Genomic DNA, 14,979 nt, shown 5'->3' with positions numbered 1-14,979 from the left:
GCAATTATAAAAGGAAGACAATTTGAATTGTCTTCCTTTTATATTTTTAACGAAAAAAGCAAATCTTATTGATTTAAAAACAAAAAAGAATATTATTAAATTGCTAACGATATTTATGTACAGGAGAGTTTTAATGGTAAGCATAAATTTGTTGGTGTTTTAAAAAGTATAAAAGTTTAGTCATAATTTATCGATTAGATAGTTGGTTGTATGGCAAAGTTTTAGCTGATGTGATTTTGCAAACGGCGTAGTAAAAGTATATTTGTTAGTTAAGAGGATAATATGATAGATATTGACAAATTAAATAGAAATGAACTAATTAATTTTTTAAGTCATGCATTTAATGTTGTAGATTTTCAAGAAAGCCATAGCAATGAATATCGAAAATTAGTTAGTGACATAGCGAATAAGGCTTATGACTTATATACCAAAGATGAACTTTCTGATACATATCCTAAACTTGCTGAAAGATTAAATGAAAACGAGAAGATAAAGGATCTTCAGAGTCGAATAAATGAAATAAATAGTATTCCAGACAAAAAGAAAATTCGAATTGAAAAATCAACATGGAAATTATTGCTTTTGGGTGTAATTGCTCTAATAATACTTCATGCATTCGGAAGTATATTATTAAAAATTATCTTTTTAAGTTTATTAGGTAATCTAATAAATGGACTCTGTACAATAATATTTACAGTAATGTTTTACGGACTAATAGGATATCTGATTTATATATTTTTTAAAAATAGAAAGATTTCAAAAACTCAATATAAGCGGAATGAAGAAAAAGATCGGTTACTTCTCAAGCGCAATAAATTGGCTAAAGATGAACTTTTTGAATTTGCTGATAGAACGCAAGAAGCAAAAAAGTATATGGAGGATTGGAATAAGGAAATTGAGCAACTGCCTTCTGAAGATTTGGATTGCTTTTCCACGTTAAGTGATGTGGATCAGGCTTATTGTAATACTGATTTAATAAGTAAAATGATTAAACTTCTTAGACAGCATCGTTCTCATGATTTTGAAAGTACAATTAATTTAATTATAAGTGAAGTTAGACAAGAAAAAATACAAGATGAGAATAGAGAAATGATGAATTCTGTGTCTAATGACGTTAAACATATGGAAAACAATTTATATAATTTGGGACAACAAGCACTTAACAAACTTGATCAAGACATTGATTTATCTCAGCAAGTTGCAACAAACACTGGTAATACTGCTAAGGACGTCGATAGTCTTGCTGATGACGTTAATTATCTTGCTCGTGAGGCGTATAAGGAGGCTCATCAAGTAAGTAGTAATGATAATCAAAATTAGGAATTTTAAGATAGCCAATTAGGTTAGTAGTAAAATTCTATTGAAAAGAAAGCTCTATTAATTTAACACATTAAAAATACAAGCAAATTATTAAATAGCAAAAAAGACTAAAAACTTCACGTTTTTAGCCTTTTTATTTGATTTTATTTTTTCTCTACCCACAAATACACTGGCCAGCCAGTTAATGTTAGCAAGATACCGATAACTGCCAAAACGGGCTGAGTTAGGGTGGTGTTAATTACAATAAACAAGGCGCCGATAATTGCAAGGATTGGTGGCCACGGGAAGAGGGGTACCTTGTATGGTCTCGTTAACTCGGGCTGCTTTTGGCGTAGAATGAAGACACCAACAAATAATAGAATTGAAAAAATCCACGAAACATAGACTAGCATATCGGTTAAGCTGTCAAAGGTACCGGAAAAAATCATGATGGCTGCAATTGCACATTCAAAAAGCATGCTGTTAGTTGGAACGATGGTTTTACGATTTAATTTAGCAAAAAAATTCGCCGCCGGTAATTTATTTTGTTTACCTAAGGTATATGGCATTCTGGAGCCGACCATGAGGTGACCGTTAATAGCGCCAAAGACGGATACTAAGATACCAATACTGATAATTAGTCCACCAAAATTACCAAATAATCGCTGAGCGGTAAGCAGTGCAGCTCCTTGATTACCCACAATTTTAGACCACGGAGTAATTCTAAGATAACCCCAATTGAGCAGAGTATAAATGATGGTAACACCGAACACGCCCCAAGTAATGGCCCGCGATAAGGTCTTGGCCGGATTTTTAATTTCGCCAGCTAAATTACCAATACTGAGCCAGCCGTCATAAGCAAAAAGAACCGCCAATAGAGCTTGGCCGAAGGCAGCGCCGTTAGCAGAGTTAAGGTGAGGCAATGGTGCACTAGCTAATTGGTTAGGACTGCCGCTGAACACGGCAAAGATAATGATTGCGGCAATCGGCAACAACTTGATAATTAACGCCAGCTTTTGTACCTCACTGCTTAGTTTAGAGCCGAACCAATTAACCAGCAGGACAGTCGCCATAACAACAAGTGCCACACCAGTAGTAGAAAAATTGCTGAAGCTGGGAATTTGCTTTAATTGCGTCGCAAAGACAATTGAAAGGGCGGCAATATTAGCGGGATAGTAAATGATGATTAGTGACCAACCAAAGAGAAAGGCAATCTTGGGTCCGTAAATTTCTTGCAAGTATTTGACCGGTCCGCCGTCTTCGGGGAAAATGGCGGCAAGTTCTGCAACACTTAACCCAGCCATTAGGGTGATGAACCCAGCCAGCGGCCAAACAAGGATGCTCAGCCAAGCATTATGGGTCAATGCGGAAACACTAGCAATTTTGAAAAAAGCCCCGCCGCCAATCATGGTTCCCATGACCGTAGCTAATGCGGCGAATAATGTGAGTTGTCTTTTCATAATCAAGTCCTTAATAATTTAAAATAACTTCAACATTATAGGTTAAATTAACGCAAAAGACTAAGATTGCGGTTCATAAACATGTTTATAAATATATTTAGCATGTTTGAAAGCAATTACAAGTATGCTATTATTTGGATGAAGACTAATTAGCCGAAAGGCTTTGGCAGTTTATAGAGGAGAGAAAGATGAATAAGGTTACGGTTATCGGCAGTATTAACCTTGATACCAACTTGCGGGTTGAGCGAATGGTTAAGCCGGGCGAAACAATCCATGCAAAGGAACACTATTCTGCTGCTGGAGGTAAGGGTGCTAACCAAGCGGTTGCGGCAGCACGGTCTGGTTGTGCGACCCGCTTTATTGGTGCCGTTGGCGCTGATGCACCGGGAACAGAAATGCTGAATTTGCTTAAAGAAGAAGGCATTGATGTTTCTGGAATTGCGACAATTGAGAATGAGTCAACGGGTCAAGCCTTTATTTCGATTGACGATGAAGGTCAGAACTCAATTACGATTTATGCTGGTGCCAATTATGCCTTTGGTTCTGATGACATTGCGCAAAAGAGTGCATTGATTTCAGACAGTGATTTTGTGATTGCTCAATTTGAAACGCCAATTGCGGCAACAATTAAGGGCTTTGAGATTGCTCGCGCTCACGGAATTAAAACAATTTTGAATCCGGCACCAGCAATGACTGAAATCCCAAGAGAATTGCTGCAATTGACGGATATGATTGCACCAAATGAAACTGAAGCTGAAACGATTACTGGGGTTCATGTTACGGATGAACTTAGCGCCAAGCAGGCTGCTGCTAAGTTACATGACCTTGGAATAGCTGCAGTAATTATTACGATTGGTTCCAAGGGTGCTTTTTATGACTTTAATGGGCAGAGCGAACTGGTTCCTGCTTTTAAAGTTAAGGCTGTTGATACAACTGCTGCCGGCGATACCTTTATTGGTGCGATGTCGAGTTTGTTAAAGCCAGACTTTTCTAATTTGCGTGAGGCAATTGTGTTTGCTAACAAAGCGTCGTCGTTAACGGTGCAGCGCTATGGTGCCCAGCCGTCAATTCCGTACAAGAAGGAAATCGATCAAGTTAAGTAACTTTGTAGTAGAAAGTGGATTGAAATGAAAAAGACAAAAGTGATTAATTCAGATTTATCGCGCGTGATTGCCACCATGGGGCATTTTGACAAGTTGGCAATTGGTGATGCCGGCACGCCGGTTCCTAAGGGTACAGAAAAGATTGACTTGGCTGTCACTAATGGGATTCCTAGCTTCATGGACGTGCTCAACAACGTTCTTGAAGAATTGGGGATTCAGCGGATTTTTTTGGCTAGTGAAATTAAAACGGAAAATCCGGAAATGCTAGCGCAAATCAAGGAGCGTCTGCCAGAGATGCCAATTGAATTTATTACGCATGAGGAATTAAAAGAAAGCTTGAAGGATTGCAAGGCCTTTGTCAGAACCGGTGAAATGACGCCATTTGCGAATATTTTGCTTGAAAGTAACGTTGTCTTTTAACGCTAGGAGAAAAAATTGAATACTACTGCATTATTAGTTGGTTTGGGTCCGCTCCTTGGCTGGGGACTGTTCCCGACAATCGCATCTAAAATCGGCGGCAAGCCTGCTAACCAGATTTTAGGTACCACGCTTGGGACCTTTATCTTTGGTTTGGTCTATGCAATTGCAGGCGGCTACACATTACCGGCTGGAACGGCACTCTTATTGTCCATTGTTTCTGGAATTGGCTGGGCAAGTGCTCAGATTGTGACGTTCATGTCCTTTGGTTTAGTCGGTTCTTCGCGGGCGATGCCAATTACGACAGCCTTCCAATTGCTAGGTGCTTCATTATGGGGCGTAATTGCCCTTGGTGATTGGCCGGGAATCCCAGCTAAAATAGTTGGAGCAATTGCCTTAGTAGCAATCATTCTTGGCGCCTATATGACAGTTTGGTCAGAAAAGAAGACTGCGCAAAAATCAAGTTTGCTTAAAAAGGCAACGCTTTGGTTGTTATTTGGTGAGATTGGTTACTGGGCATATTCTGCTGCACCGCAAGCTGCCCACGTTAATGGTCAACATGCTTTTTTACCGCAAGCGATTGGGATGTTATTGACAGGGATTGTGTATGGCATCTATGTTGCTATTAAAGATAAAAGTGAGAATCCTTTTACGGAACTTGTTTCCTACAAGCAGATTTTTGCGGGGTTCTTCTTTGCCTTTGCGGCATTAACCTATTTGATTTCAGCCCAGCCTAACATGAACGGCTTGGCAACTGGCTTTGTCTTATCACAGACTTCAGTTATTTTGGCTACCTTAACCGGTATCTGGTTCTTAGGTCAGAAAAAGACGAAGAAGGAAATGGCTGTGACGGTTGTCGGCTTAATCATTATTTTGGTTGCCGCTGCCGTAACAGAATTTATCTAACTAAATAAACAAGAATAAATTCATAATAGTAGAAACTAAAACCACAACTCATAGGAAGCTGTGGTTTTTTCGTTCTAACGCAAAAACATTCGATTAGGTAAGACTAAACAATTGACAAAAAGTAAGTACAAGTTTAGCATATAAGATACTTACAGATAATAAGTAAGAAAGGGATTAACATCATGCAAAAATTACAAAACTGTCTCACTGAATGTTCAACTAAAATCAATGGCCACAGTCTGTTTTTGCAGTTAATTTCGCTTTAATGATCGTTAATAGTTGGAAAGCTGCGAATTTAAATGTATTCGCAGCTTTTTAATAAGGACCTGTTAATTTGCGTAATTGACAGGTCCTTTTTTGCTAGGAAGTGAGGGGAAAAGATGAGCTGGCAGATTATCTCTCAGAGTTTACCAGTCTTCGGCAAAGCCTTTGAATTGACTCTTTGGCTGTCGCTAGTCGGGATTGTAGGTTCGATTATTGTCGGTATAGTTAGCAGTTTAGTGCAATATTTTAAGGTACCCATACTGTGTCAAATTTTTACAGCTTATGTCGAATTGGCCCGGAACACGCCGTTGTTAATTCAATTATTTTTCTTATATTATGCGTTTCCCGTTTTTGGTTTGAAAATGTCGGCAGAAACATGTGGCATTATCGGACTGATTTTCTTGGGTGGCGCTTATATGGCAGAAGGTTTTACCGGCGGATTTACGGGAGTCAATGCTAATCAAATTGATAACGGCAAGGCACTGGGAATGAGTAAGCTGCAGTTAGCCCGCTACGTTGTTTTCCCTCAAGGGTTTGCACTCAGTATGCCGGCTTTGACTGCGAACATTATCTTTTTAATTAAGGAAACTTCAATCTTCTCAGTAATTGCAATTCCAGAATTAACTAATACGGCGCTAGATTTAATTGGGATGTATTACCGTTCTAACGAATACTTGCTGGTGCTGGTTATCGCCTATGCAATTATCTTAATTCCGGTTATCTTGCTCCTCAATTATTTGGAAAGGAGAGTTCGTTATGGCACATTCGGCGATTAATGTTTTCTTTGCTGGGGACAATTTTGCCCGGATCATGCAGGGACTGTGGACTTCTGTCTGGATTGCGGCCGTTAGCTTAATTTTGGGTTTAATCTTAGGAACTATTTTTGGTGTTCTAAGGACACTGCCTAATAAGTTTGTCCGCTTTATCTTACGGCTCTACCTTGAATTTTTCCGGATTGTACCAACAATTGTCTTGCTGTATTTAGTCTATTACATCCTGCCGCGGCAGCTGCACATCAATTGGTCGGCGAGTTGGATGGCTGTTTTGGCATTTTCCTTGTGGGTTGCCGCAGAATTTAGCGATATCGTGCGTGGAGCAATTGAGTCGGTACCAGTATCGCAGAAAGAATCAGGTCTAGCATTAGGGTTAAGCCGCCTGCAGCTATTCCGCTATGTCTTATTGCCACAAGCAGTCAAACTAGAATTGCCAGCAACGATTAATTTAGCAACGCGGGTCATTAAGACGACCTCGCTGTTGATGACAATTAGTATCATTGACGTGATTGCCGTTGGTCAGCAGATTATTGAAGCTAACAACCAGCAGTATCCAAATGCTGTCTTTTGGATTTATGGTTTGATCTTTATTTTATATTTTGTAATTGATTATCCATTATCAGCTTGGGCCAAACGCTTGGCTGCGAAAAAGTAGGTGAAATAAATGGCAAAAGAAATTTTACGAGTTGAACATTTAAATAAGTTTTACGGCGACCGTCAGGTATTGCATGACATCAACTTTAAGCTAGAAGAAGGCGAAGTGTTAACTTTGCTTGGACCATCAGGATCAGGTAAAAGTACCTTGCTCAGGTGTCTTAATGGGCTTGAGCAATTTAATGAAGGTGCGCTTTATTTTAAGGGACAAAAAATCACCCCGACCGATCAGAACTGGCAAGAGTTACGTCAAAAAATCGGCATGGTCTTTCAGAGTTATGACTTGTTCCCCAATTTAACAGTAATGGAAAATATTTTGCTGGCACCAACTAAGGTGCAAAAACGCCCAGCAGAAGAAGTTAAAGATGAAGCATTAAAGCTGCTCGATCGTGTTGGGTTAGTTAAGTACGTTGATGCCTATCCGCGAGAATTGTCCGGTGGGCAAAAGCAGCGGATTGCGATTGTCCGGGCCTTGGCAATGCATCCAGAAGTGATGCTCTTTGATGAGGTGACGGCATCACTTGATCCGGAAATGGTGCGTGGTATTTTACAAATCATGACGACTTTGGCGAAAAAAGACCACATGACCATGATTATCGTGACGCACGAAATGAACTTTGCTGCGCAAATTGCGGATCAGGTATTGTTTTTAGAAGACGGCAAAATTATTGAAAATACGCCAGGAAAGCAGTTCTTTGCTAAACCGCAGACTGACCGGGCGCAAGAATTTTTAACAAGTATGGATTTTTAAGGAGAAACAATGAAGAAGAATAAGACAAGAAATACAATTATTGGTGTGATAGTTGTTGTAATTATTGCAATTGCAGCTTTCTTTGGAATTAAAGCATCAAGTAATCATTCGGCAGGCAATAATGATAGCAGCGTGACTGCCATTAAAAAGCGCGGGGTATTACGTGTAGCTGTCTTTGGCGATTTGCCGCCATATGGCTGGGTTAATGCCAATGGTAAGCGGGTCGGTTACGATGTGCGGCTGGCACGGCAAATGGCTAAGGACATGGGCGTAAAGATTAAGTTTATTCAAGTCAACGCCAACAACCGTGTCGACACCTTAAATTCCAATAAGGCCGACTTAGTTTTGGCTAACTTCACGGTTACACCGGAACGTAAGCAGGTTATTGATTATGCCAAACCTTACATGAAGGTTTCTGTTGGGGTGATTTCACCTAAGAATGCGCCAATCACTAAGGCTAGTGAGTTGAATGGCAAGAGCTTAATTGTTACTAAGGGGACTACTGCAGAAAACTATTTTGCTAAGAAGAGCGGCGTTAACTTATTGAAGTTTGACTCCAAGACCCAGCAATTTAATGCAATTAAGAATAAGCGGGCAGCAGCCTTAGCTGATGATAATTCTTACCTTTATGCTTGGGTTAAGAAGAACCCCAGTTATACTGTTGGCATTAAGAACATTGGCCCGAACCAATTTATTTCTCCAGCCGTCAAGAAGGGCAACAAGTCTTTATTAACTTGGACTAACAAGGAAATCACTAAGTTGAATGGACAAAAGTTCTTTGTTAATGATTATAATCAAGAATTAAAGCCGTACTTTGGCAGCGAAATTAAGCCAAGTGACATTGTTTTAAATTAACCTGAATGCAAAAAAGATTAAGGCTTGAATTTTACTGACAAAAATGTTAGAGTAGTTAACGTTAATCGATTAATCTATGGCTTGAAATAAGGTCATGGCAAAAGGAGTAATAAACATGAAACAAGGCATTCATCCAGATTACCAAGAAGTTGTCTTTATGGACTCAGCTACAGGTGCTAAGTTCGTTGCAGGTTCAACTTTGAAGCCAACGGAAACAGTAGAATACGAAGGTAAAACTTACCCATTAATTCGCGTTGAAATCACTTCAGATTCTCACCCATTCTACACAGGCAAGCAAAAGTTTGCTCAAGCAGATGGTCGGATCGAAAAGTTCAACAAGAAGTATGGTATGAACAACAAGTAATACCTTTGATCTGGTGGAAGCAGTCCCATTGGGGCTGTTTTTTTATGTGAAGCTAAATTGTTATACCAAATCGAGATTAAGTGTAATAATTGCTGTACGGACTTTCTTTTTTAGGAGCAGAATATAGATGAAAATGCAACTGGCAGAGATTGCCAAAGCAATCAATTCAACTTGTGAAGGCGATGAACAAACAGTTATTACTTCGGTTGCCTTTGACTCAAGAAAAATTACAGCTGGCGGCTTGTTTGTCCCACTAATGGGCGAACGCGATGGTCACGACTTCATTGATAGTGCAATTGCTAACGGAGCTTGCGCAACTTTATGGCAGAAGGGCCATGCTGATAAACCGACAGCTATTGCCGTGTTAGAAGTCGATGATCCGCTGTTAAGCATGCAAAAATTAGCGCAATACTACTTAAACAAGGTTAACCCGACTGTTGTTGGCATTACCGGATCTAACGGTAAGACAACAACCAAGGATATGACGGCTGCGGTACTTGCTAAACGTTTCAACGTGCACAAGACCGATGCTAACTTTAATAATGAAATCGGTGTGCCGATGACCATTTTGGAAATGAAGCCAAATACAGAAATTTTGGTTTTGGAAATGGGTATGGATCATGCTGGTCAATTGCATCATTTAAGTGAGTTAACGCATCCTGACGTAACTGTCATTACCATGATTGGTGAAGCTCACATTGAATTTTTGGGTTCCCGTGAAGGTATTGCTGATGCCAAAATGGAAATCACTGACTTTTTGCGTGAGGACGGGGAACTCATCTATAACGGGGATGAACCGCTTTTACGTGAACGTAGTGCCAAAATTAACCAAGCAAAAGTTACCTTTGGTTTTGCAAAAGATGATACAGTTTATGCGACAGGCTTTAGAAGTTATAAGCACCACGCTACCTTTACAATTAACGGTTCGCAAAAGCAGTTTTCAATCCCAATGATTGGTAAGCACAATGTTTCTAATGCCATGTCAGCTCTTTGCGTTGGTCGGCATTTTGGCGAAAGCGATGAAGAAATTGCTGCGGCATTGGCTAACTTTACGCCGACTGCCAACAGAATGGAATGGGAAAAAGGTGACGTTGGTGAAGATATCATGAGTGATATCTATAACTCTAACCCAACCGCTGTTCGGGCTGTTTTAACCAGTTTTGGTCAAATTCAGATTCCGGAAGGCAGCCGCCGCATTGCCGTCTTGGGTGATATGCTGGAACTTGGCAAGCGTTCTGCAAGTTTACATGCGGATTTAGCCGATAGCCTTGATCCCCAAGTGATTAACGAAGTATATTTATTTGGCGCTGAGATGAATAACTTAGCTGCTGCTTTAAAGAGCAAATACGCGCCAGAGAATTTACATTATTATAAAGAAGATCAGATGCCGCAAATGATTGCAGCACTGAAGAATGATATTAAGCCGCACGACATTGTAGTCTTAAAAGGTTCACATGGGATGCACCTTGAGAAAGTATTAGAGCGGCTTAGATAAGGAGAATTTAGTGAAATTTTCGGAATTAGGATTAAATGATGAGCTTCTAAAAGCGATTAAGCGTTCAGGCTTCGAGGAAGCAACTCCAATCCAGGAACAAACAATTCCACTTGCCTTAGCAGGCAAAGATGTAATTGGTCAAGCACAAACCGGTACTGGTAAGACAGCTGCCTTTGCTTTGCCAATTTTACAAAACTTAGATCGTCACGAAAAGACAATCCAAGCCTTAATTATTGAACCAACACGTGAACTTGCTATTCAAACACAAGAAGAACTTTTCCGCTTAGGCCGCGATGAAAAGGCACGTGTACAAGTAGTTTATGGTGGAGCTGACATTGGCCGGCAAATCCGCTCACTTAAAAAGCAAGTGCCAGCAATTTTAGTTGGGACCCCAGGTCGTCTTCTTGACCACTTAAAGCGTAAGACAATCGACTTAGAAAATGTCAACACGATTGTGCTTGATGAAGCCGATGAAATGCTTGACATGGGCTTTATTCAAGATATTGAAAGTATCTTGAGCTACGTTAAAAACCGTAAGCAAACTTTGCTGTTCAGTGCAACCATGCCGAAGCCAATTTTACGTATCAGCGAAAAATTCATGAACAACCCAGAGATTGTTCGCATTAAGGCTAAGGAATTAACTGCTGACTTAATTGACCAATATTTCGTTCGCTCAAAAGATTCAGAAAAATTCGACATTATGTGTCGGTTGATTGATGTTGAAAGTCCTGACTTAGCAGTTATCTTTGTGCGGACTAAGCGCCGAGTTGACGAAGTTAACCGCGGTTTGCAAGCTCGCGGCTACAATGCTGCAGGTATTCATGGTGACTTGTCACAAGCACGCAGAATGAGCGTCTTGAAACGTTTCCGCAGCGGCAAGCTTGATATTTTGGTTGCAACTGATGTTGCTGCCCGGGGACTTGACATTTCTGGTGTGACTCACGTTTATAACTATGATATTCCACAAGATCCAGATTCATACGTTCACCGTATTGGACGGACTGGTCGTGCGGGTCAAAATGGGATGTCTGTTACCTTTGTAACACCAAACGAAATTGGCTACATGCGGACAATTGAACAATTGACCAAGAAGAAGATGGAACCACTTCGTCCACCATCAGACGATCAAGCTTTGCGCGGCCAATTGAAGGTTGCCAAGGCTAAGATTGAAGACCTGATGAAGGAAGACTTGACTAAATATACCCAAGATGCTGATGAGCTCTTGGAAAATTATTCAGCAGTTGACCTTGTTTCTGCCTTCTTGAAGAATTTATCTAAGGATTCTTCAAAGGTTGAAGTTAAGATTAGTTCTGAAAAGCCATTGCCATATAAGGGTGGCGGTCGTCGTGGCGGCGGCCGCGGACGTGGTCATTATGGCCACGGCTCAAGAAATGGTCATGGTGGTCGCGGCGGTTATCGTGGTGGTGACCGTAATCATCGCGGCGGCGATCGCGATCATGGTCATGGCAATTACCGCGGTGGTCATTCACGTCGCAGCAGCGGCGATCACAATTTTGTGATTAAGAATAAAAAAGATTAATGATTTATTTAAAAGTGAGCTGTTCTAATGAACAACTCACTTTTTGTATTATAATTTTGAAATGTGAGGTACAAAAAATGATTGTTGGCGTGGGAATTGATGCAGTTGAAGTCGAACGGGTTGCCAAGATTGTTGCCAAGGGCGATAATTTTGCTAAAAGGGCACTAACCCCCAAGGAGTTTGCCCAATATCAGGAAATGCAGGGTAAACGCAAGGTGGAATATCTTGGCGGTCGATTTTCGATTAAAGAAGCCTTTTCTAAAGCAATGGGTACTGGCCTTGGCAAGTCACTTGGCTTACAGGATGTAGAGACCCTATGGGATGATCTGGGGCATCCGGTAACGACTTCAACCAAATTCGATGGCAAAATTTTCCCTAGTATTACCCATGACAATCACGAAATTATTACATTAATTGTGTTGGAGAAATAAAATGGTTCCAGGAATACATCGTCCGGCAGCAGTCCGTGTTGACTTAGATGCAATCAGACAAAATATCAAGCAAGAATTAAATCATTTAGAACCGGGACAGAAGTTGTTCGCGGTAGTTAAGGCCAATGCCTATGGTCACGGAGCAGTCAAGGTCGCGCAGGTTGCTGCAAAAGCCGGTGCAGCGGGCTTTTGTGTGGCAATTTTGGATGAAGCACTGGAATTACGGCGGGCTGGGATTGTCCAACCCATTTTGGTTTTGGGCGTGACGCCAGTTGAATATGCAACGCTGGCAGCAGCTAATGGTGTCTCTTTGACTGTGCCAGATTTGGCATGGCTAAAAGCAGCAGCACAAAACTTGGCGACTACCGATTTACAGTTAAAAATTCACTTGGCAATTGACTCGGGTATGGGCCGCATCGGTTTTAGCAGCGACGATGAATTTGTGGCTGCCAATGACTTTTTGCTTGCTAATGAGCATTTTATCATTGAAGGAATGTTCACTCACTTTGCATCTGCCGATAGCAGTGATGATACTTATTTCAAGCAGCAGGTTGTGCGCTTTAACCACCTGAAGAGCCTGCTTAAAGTAAAGCCAAAATGGATTCATGTTGATAATACTGCCGCAAGTGTTTTTGATAAAAAAATCCCTAGCGATTTGGTACGCTTCGGGATTGGTCTTTATGGGCTTAATCCGTCCTCTAATCCAAATAGCGCGGACTTATCTACTAAGATTAAGTTGCAGCCAGCTTTGTCATTTGAAAGTGAATTGGTGCAGGTCCATACAATTCACCAAGGTCAAGGTGTGGGCTATGGTTCAACTTATATTGCTGATCGGGACCAAATCATTGGTACGGTTCCCGTTGGTTATGCTGATGGCTTCATTCGGAAGTTCCAAGGTTTTAAAGTCAAAGTGGGAGATGAATATTGTCCCATTGTTGGCCGCGTCTGCATGGATCAATTGATGGTGCTATTGCCGCATGAGATGCCTGCTGGCACCAAAGTGGTATTAATTTCTAATGATCCCACTGCACCTAATAATATCAAGGCAGCTGCGGATTATGTTGATTCAATTCACTATGAGGTGGCCTGTTTACTTGATGATCGCCTGCCACGAATTTACGATCACGAATAATTAATTTATTAAACTAAAAACCGCTGCTAGATTATTCCTAGCAACGGTTTTATTAGATTAGTGAATTTTAATTATTGCTTTCTGCATTGTCAATGTAAACTCCGGGATTTTCATCGCTCATGATGGTCATTCCGGCTTGTAAGTCTTCAATTTCAGAAACAACATAGCCTTTATGTTCTAGCTTGCTGACAATGGTCTTCAAGGTGCTTTCACTGATGCCAGCTGGCAGTGTAAATAGAATTCGGCGGACAAAAGTTCCGTCGTTTTCAGCTGCGGTTGCGTCTAAGCTCATAACACCGGCAATATTTGAATACTTAGTAATGACCTTGGTCATCTTAGCCAAGTTACCGCGGTCGTTGTCGGTCAGTACCGTAAAGACATAAGAGCCAGTCTTAATGTTCCAAGCGTTAGACAACATATCGAGTAAGCGGGAGTGGGTCAGAATACCGTAAAACTTGCCGCCTTCGTCTAAAACCGAAATATAAGGTAAGTCCTTAATCGTGAAGAAAACTTTAAAAAATGGTGAGTTTACTTTAATTGTTTTAGTGGCATTTTTTAGTAATTCAGTGACCGGCAGACTCATATCCTTACCTTGGGATTTGTGCCGGTAGATGTGCATCTTGTAAATATTACCACGGAAAATAGTGCCAGTGTCATCAAGAATCGGCACACACCGAAACCCGGAATCTTCGAGAGTTTTAAGTGCTTCTTCGAGTGTGGCGTGCTCGTTAACCGTTACTAGGTAATCTTTTTTAATAACTAAAGATTTAATAAGCATGAGATTGCCTCCATTTGTATAATAATCCAAGTAATTATAACATAGATGGTTTTACGATTAAATAAACATTAAAATAAATTGCCAAACTGATAAATGCAATTGAAAACTAGTTGCTGGATTATAGCTGTTAAGCTAAATAAATGGCGCGAATGTGCTATCATTAATACGATTAAATATAAGGGGAATTTTAATGAAAATTATTGCAGGTCTGGGAAATCCAGGCAAAAAATACGATGGTACTAAGCATAATACAGGCTTTATGGCACTAGATCATTATTTGTCAGAAAATGGCCTCACGCTTGAACGTGATAAGTTTGAAGGCAAATTTACAAAACAAAAAATCAATGGCACAGATGTTATCTTACTTGAACCGCAGACATACATGAATGATTCAGGTCGCTCCGTTGCCCAAGTAGCGCACTTTTTTAAGGTGGCACCACAAGATATCTTAATTATTCAAGATGACATGGACATGGCTTTAGGCAAAATCCGGGTCCGGGCCAATGGTAAGTCGGGCGGTCATAATGGCATTAGAAGCATTATTCGCGACTTAGGAACAAGTGACTTTAACCGCTTGAAGATTGGTATTCGTCATCCTGCAGAAGTCACAGAAGCAAGTGTGATTTCTTGGGTATTGTCGCCATTTAATAAGGAGCAGCAGGAGTTAATGTCAGCTGCCTTTGCCAAGAGCAGTCAGATTATCGCTGATTTTATTGCTGGTCAAAGCAGCCAATATTTAATGAATAAATATAACTAA

The 14,979-nt window shown here is 40.6% G+C and carries 16 protein-coding genes; 14 read left to right on the top strand and 2 right to left on the bottom strand.

The window, feature by feature from the left end; genetic code table 11:
- Positions 1 to 282 precede the first annotated feature (282 nt).
- Entirely contained in the window at positions 283 to 1,320 is a 1,038-nt protein-coding gene (locus tag OZX58_RS06615; RefSeq protein ID WP_277140727.1) for a hypothetical protein, read from the top strand.
- A 143-nt stretch (positions 1,321 to 1,463) separates the two neighbouring features.
- On the opposite strand, the gene OZX58_RS06610 is transcribed toward OZX58_RS06615, so the two are convergent.
- A complete protein-coding gene (locus tag OZX58_RS06610; RefSeq protein WP_277140726.1) occupies positions 1,464 to 2,759 on the bottom strand; it encodes an amino acid permease in 1,296 nt (431 codons plus the stop codon).
- Positions 2,760 to 2,947: 188 nt separating this feature from the next.
- On the opposite strand from OZX58_RS06610, the gene rbsK reads away from it, so the two are divergent.
- From rbsK to alr, 12 genes are all read left to right on the top strand, one after another.
- Positions 2,948 to 3,862 carry a ribokinase gene (rbsK, locus tag OZX58_RS06605; RefSeq protein ID WP_277140725.1) on the top strand — a complete coding sequence of 305 codons (915 nt, stop codon included), beginning with the start codon at positions 2,948 to 2,950 and terminating at the stop codon, positions 3,860 to 3,862.
- A gap of 24 nt (positions 3,863 to 3,886) precedes the next feature.
- Positions 3,887 to 4,282, top strand: coding sequence for a D-ribose pyranase (gene rbsD, locus OZX58_RS06600; protein WP_277140724.1), 396 nt, complete (start codon positions 3,887 to 3,889; stop codon positions 4,280 to 4,282).
- A 15-nt stretch (positions 4,283 to 4,297) separates the two neighbouring features.
- Positions 4,298 to 5,185, top strand: coding sequence for a GRP family sugar transporter (locus OZX58_RS06595; protein ID WP_277140723.1), 888 nt, complete (start codon positions 4,298 to 4,300; stop codon positions 5,183 to 5,185).
- A 380-nt stretch (positions 5,186 to 5,565) separates the two neighbouring features.
- Complete coding sequence (locus OZX58_RS06590; protein ID WP_277130525.1) at positions 5,566 to 6,225, top strand: amino acid ABC transporter permease; 660 nt, start codon at positions 5,566 to 5,568, stop codon at positions 6,223 to 6,225.
- Positions 6,206 to 6,877 (top strand): amino acid ABC transporter permease, encoded by a 672-nt coding sequence (locus tag OZX58_RS06585; protein ID WP_277140722.1) that lies wholly within the window; start codon positions 6,206 to 6,208, stop codon positions 6,875 to 6,877. The genes OZX58_RS06590 and OZX58_RS06585 overlap by 20 nt, the downstream gene beginning before the upstream one ends.
- Positions 6,878 to 6,886: 9 nt before the next feature.
- Positions 6,887 to 7,627 (top strand): amino acid ABC transporter ATP-binding protein, encoded by a 741-nt coding sequence (locus OZX58_RS06580; RefSeq protein WP_277140721.1) that lies wholly within the window; start codon positions 6,887 to 6,889, stop codon positions 7,625 to 7,627.
- Positions 7,628 to 7,636: 9 nt separating this feature from the next.
- Positions 7,637 to 8,482, top strand: a complete 846-nt coding sequence (locus OZX58_RS06575) for a transporter substrate-binding domain-containing protein (RefSeq protein ID WP_277140719.1) — start codon at positions 7,637 to 7,639, stop codon at positions 8,480 to 8,482.
- Positions 8,483 to 8,597: 115 nt separating this feature from the next.
- Complete coding sequence (locus tag OZX58_RS06570; RefSeq protein WP_277130533.1) at positions 8,598 to 8,846, top strand: type B 50S ribosomal protein L31; 249 nt, start codon at positions 8,598 to 8,600, stop codon at positions 8,844 to 8,846.
- A 127-nt stretch (positions 8,847 to 8,973) separates the two neighbouring features.
- Positions 8,974 to 10,341 carry a UDP-N-acetylmuramoyl-tripeptide--D-alanyl-D-alanine ligase gene (gene murF / locus OZX58_RS06565; RefSeq protein ID WP_277140717.1) on the top strand — a complete coding sequence of 456 codons (1,368 nt, stop codon included), beginning with the start codon at positions 8,974 to 8,976 and terminating at the stop codon, positions 10,339 to 10,341.
- Between the two features lie 10 nt (positions 10,342 to 10,351).
- Positions 10,352 to 11,881 (top strand): DEAD/DEAH box helicase, encoded by a 1,530-nt coding sequence (locus tag OZX58_RS06560; RefSeq protein ID WP_277140716.1) that lies wholly within the window; start codon positions 10,352 to 10,354, stop codon positions 11,879 to 11,881.
- Positions 11,882 to 11,958: 77 nt separating this feature from the next.
- Positions 11,959 to 12,312, top strand: a complete 354-nt coding sequence (gene acpS / locus OZX58_RS06555) for a holo-ACP synthase (RefSeq protein WP_277130539.1) — start codon at positions 11,959 to 11,961, stop codon at positions 12,310 to 12,312.
- 1 nt (position 12,313) lies between these two features.
- A complete protein-coding gene (gene alr / locus OZX58_RS06550) occupies positions 12,314 to 13,444 on the top strand; it encodes an alanine racemase (RefSeq protein WP_277140715.1) in 1,131 nt (376 codons plus the stop codon).
- A gap of 67 nt (positions 13,445 to 13,511) precedes the next feature.
- On the opposite strand, the gene cbpA is transcribed toward alr, so the two are convergent.
- Entirely contained in the window at positions 13,512 to 14,222 is a 711-nt protein-coding gene (gene cbpA / locus OZX58_RS06545) for a cyclic di-AMP binding protein CbpA (RefSeq protein WP_277130543.1), read from the bottom strand.
- 190 nt (positions 14,223 to 14,412) lie between these two features.
- Between cbpA and pth the strand changes: the two genes are divergently transcribed.
- Positions 14,413 to 14,979, top strand: a complete 567-nt coding sequence (gene pth, locus OZX58_RS06540; protein WP_277140714.1) for an aminoacyl-tRNA hydrolase — start codon at positions 14,413 to 14,415, stop codon at positions 14,977 to 14,979.

The organism is Lactobacillus sp. ESL0680 (assembly GCF_029392855.1).
Classification (GTDB): Bacteria; Bacillota; Bacilli; order Lactobacillales; family Lactobacillaceae; genus Lactobacillus.
The sequence above is the reverse complement of the archived record's forward strand: the minus strand, read 5'-3'. Positions and strand labels throughout refer to the sequence as shown.

Coding starts and splice junctions, on each gene's coding strand:
- OZX58_RS06615 (WP_277140727.1), top strand. CDS start 283: ATGATAGATATTGACAAATTAAATAGAAATGAACTAATTAATTTTTTA.
- OZX58_RS06610 (WP_277140726.1), bottom strand. CDS start 2,759: ATGAAAAGACAACTCACATTATTCGCCGCATTAGCTACGGTCATGGGA.
- rbsK (WP_277140725.1), top strand. CDS start 2,948: ATGAATAAGGTTACGGTTATCGGCAGTATTAACCTTGATACCAACTTG.
- rbsD (WP_277140724.1), top strand. CDS start 3,887: ATGAAAAAGACAAAAGTGATTAATTCAGATTTATCGCGCGTGATTGCC.
- OZX58_RS06590 (WP_277130525.1), top strand. CDS start 5,566: ATGAGCTGGCAGATTATCTCTCAGAGTTTACCAGTCTTCGGCAAAGCC.
- OZX58_RS06585 (WP_277140722.1), top strand. CDS start 6,206: ATGGCACATTCGGCGATTAATGTTTTCTTTGCTGGGGACAATTTTGCC.
- OZX58_RS06580 (WP_277140721.1), top strand. CDS start 6,887: ATGGCAAAAGAAATTTTACGAGTTGAACATTTAAATAAGTTTTACGGC.
- OZX58_RS06575 (WP_277140719.1), top strand. CDS start 7,637: ATGAAGAAGAATAAGACAAGAAATACAATTATTGGTGTGATAGTTGTT.
- OZX58_RS06570 (WP_277130533.1), top strand. CDS start 8,598: ATGAAACAAGGCATTCATCCAGATTACCAAGAAGTTGTCTTTATGGAC.
- murF (WP_277140717.1), top strand. CDS start 8,974: ATGAAAATGCAACTGGCAGAGATTGCCAAAGCAATCAATTCAACTTGT.
- acpS (WP_277130539.1), top strand. CDS start 11,959: ATGATTGTTGGCGTGGGAATTGATGCAGTTGAAGTCGAACGGGTTGCC.
- alr (WP_277140715.1), top strand. CDS start 12,314: ATGGTTCCAGGAATACATCGTCCGGCAGCAGTCCGTGTTGACTTAGAT.
- cbpA (WP_277130543.1), bottom strand. CDS start 14,222: ATGCTTATTAAATCTTTAGTTATTAAAAAAGATTACCTAGTAACGGTT.
- pth (WP_277140714.1), top strand. CDS start 14,413: ATGAAAATTATTGCAGGTCTGGGAAATCCAGGCAAAAAATACGATGGT.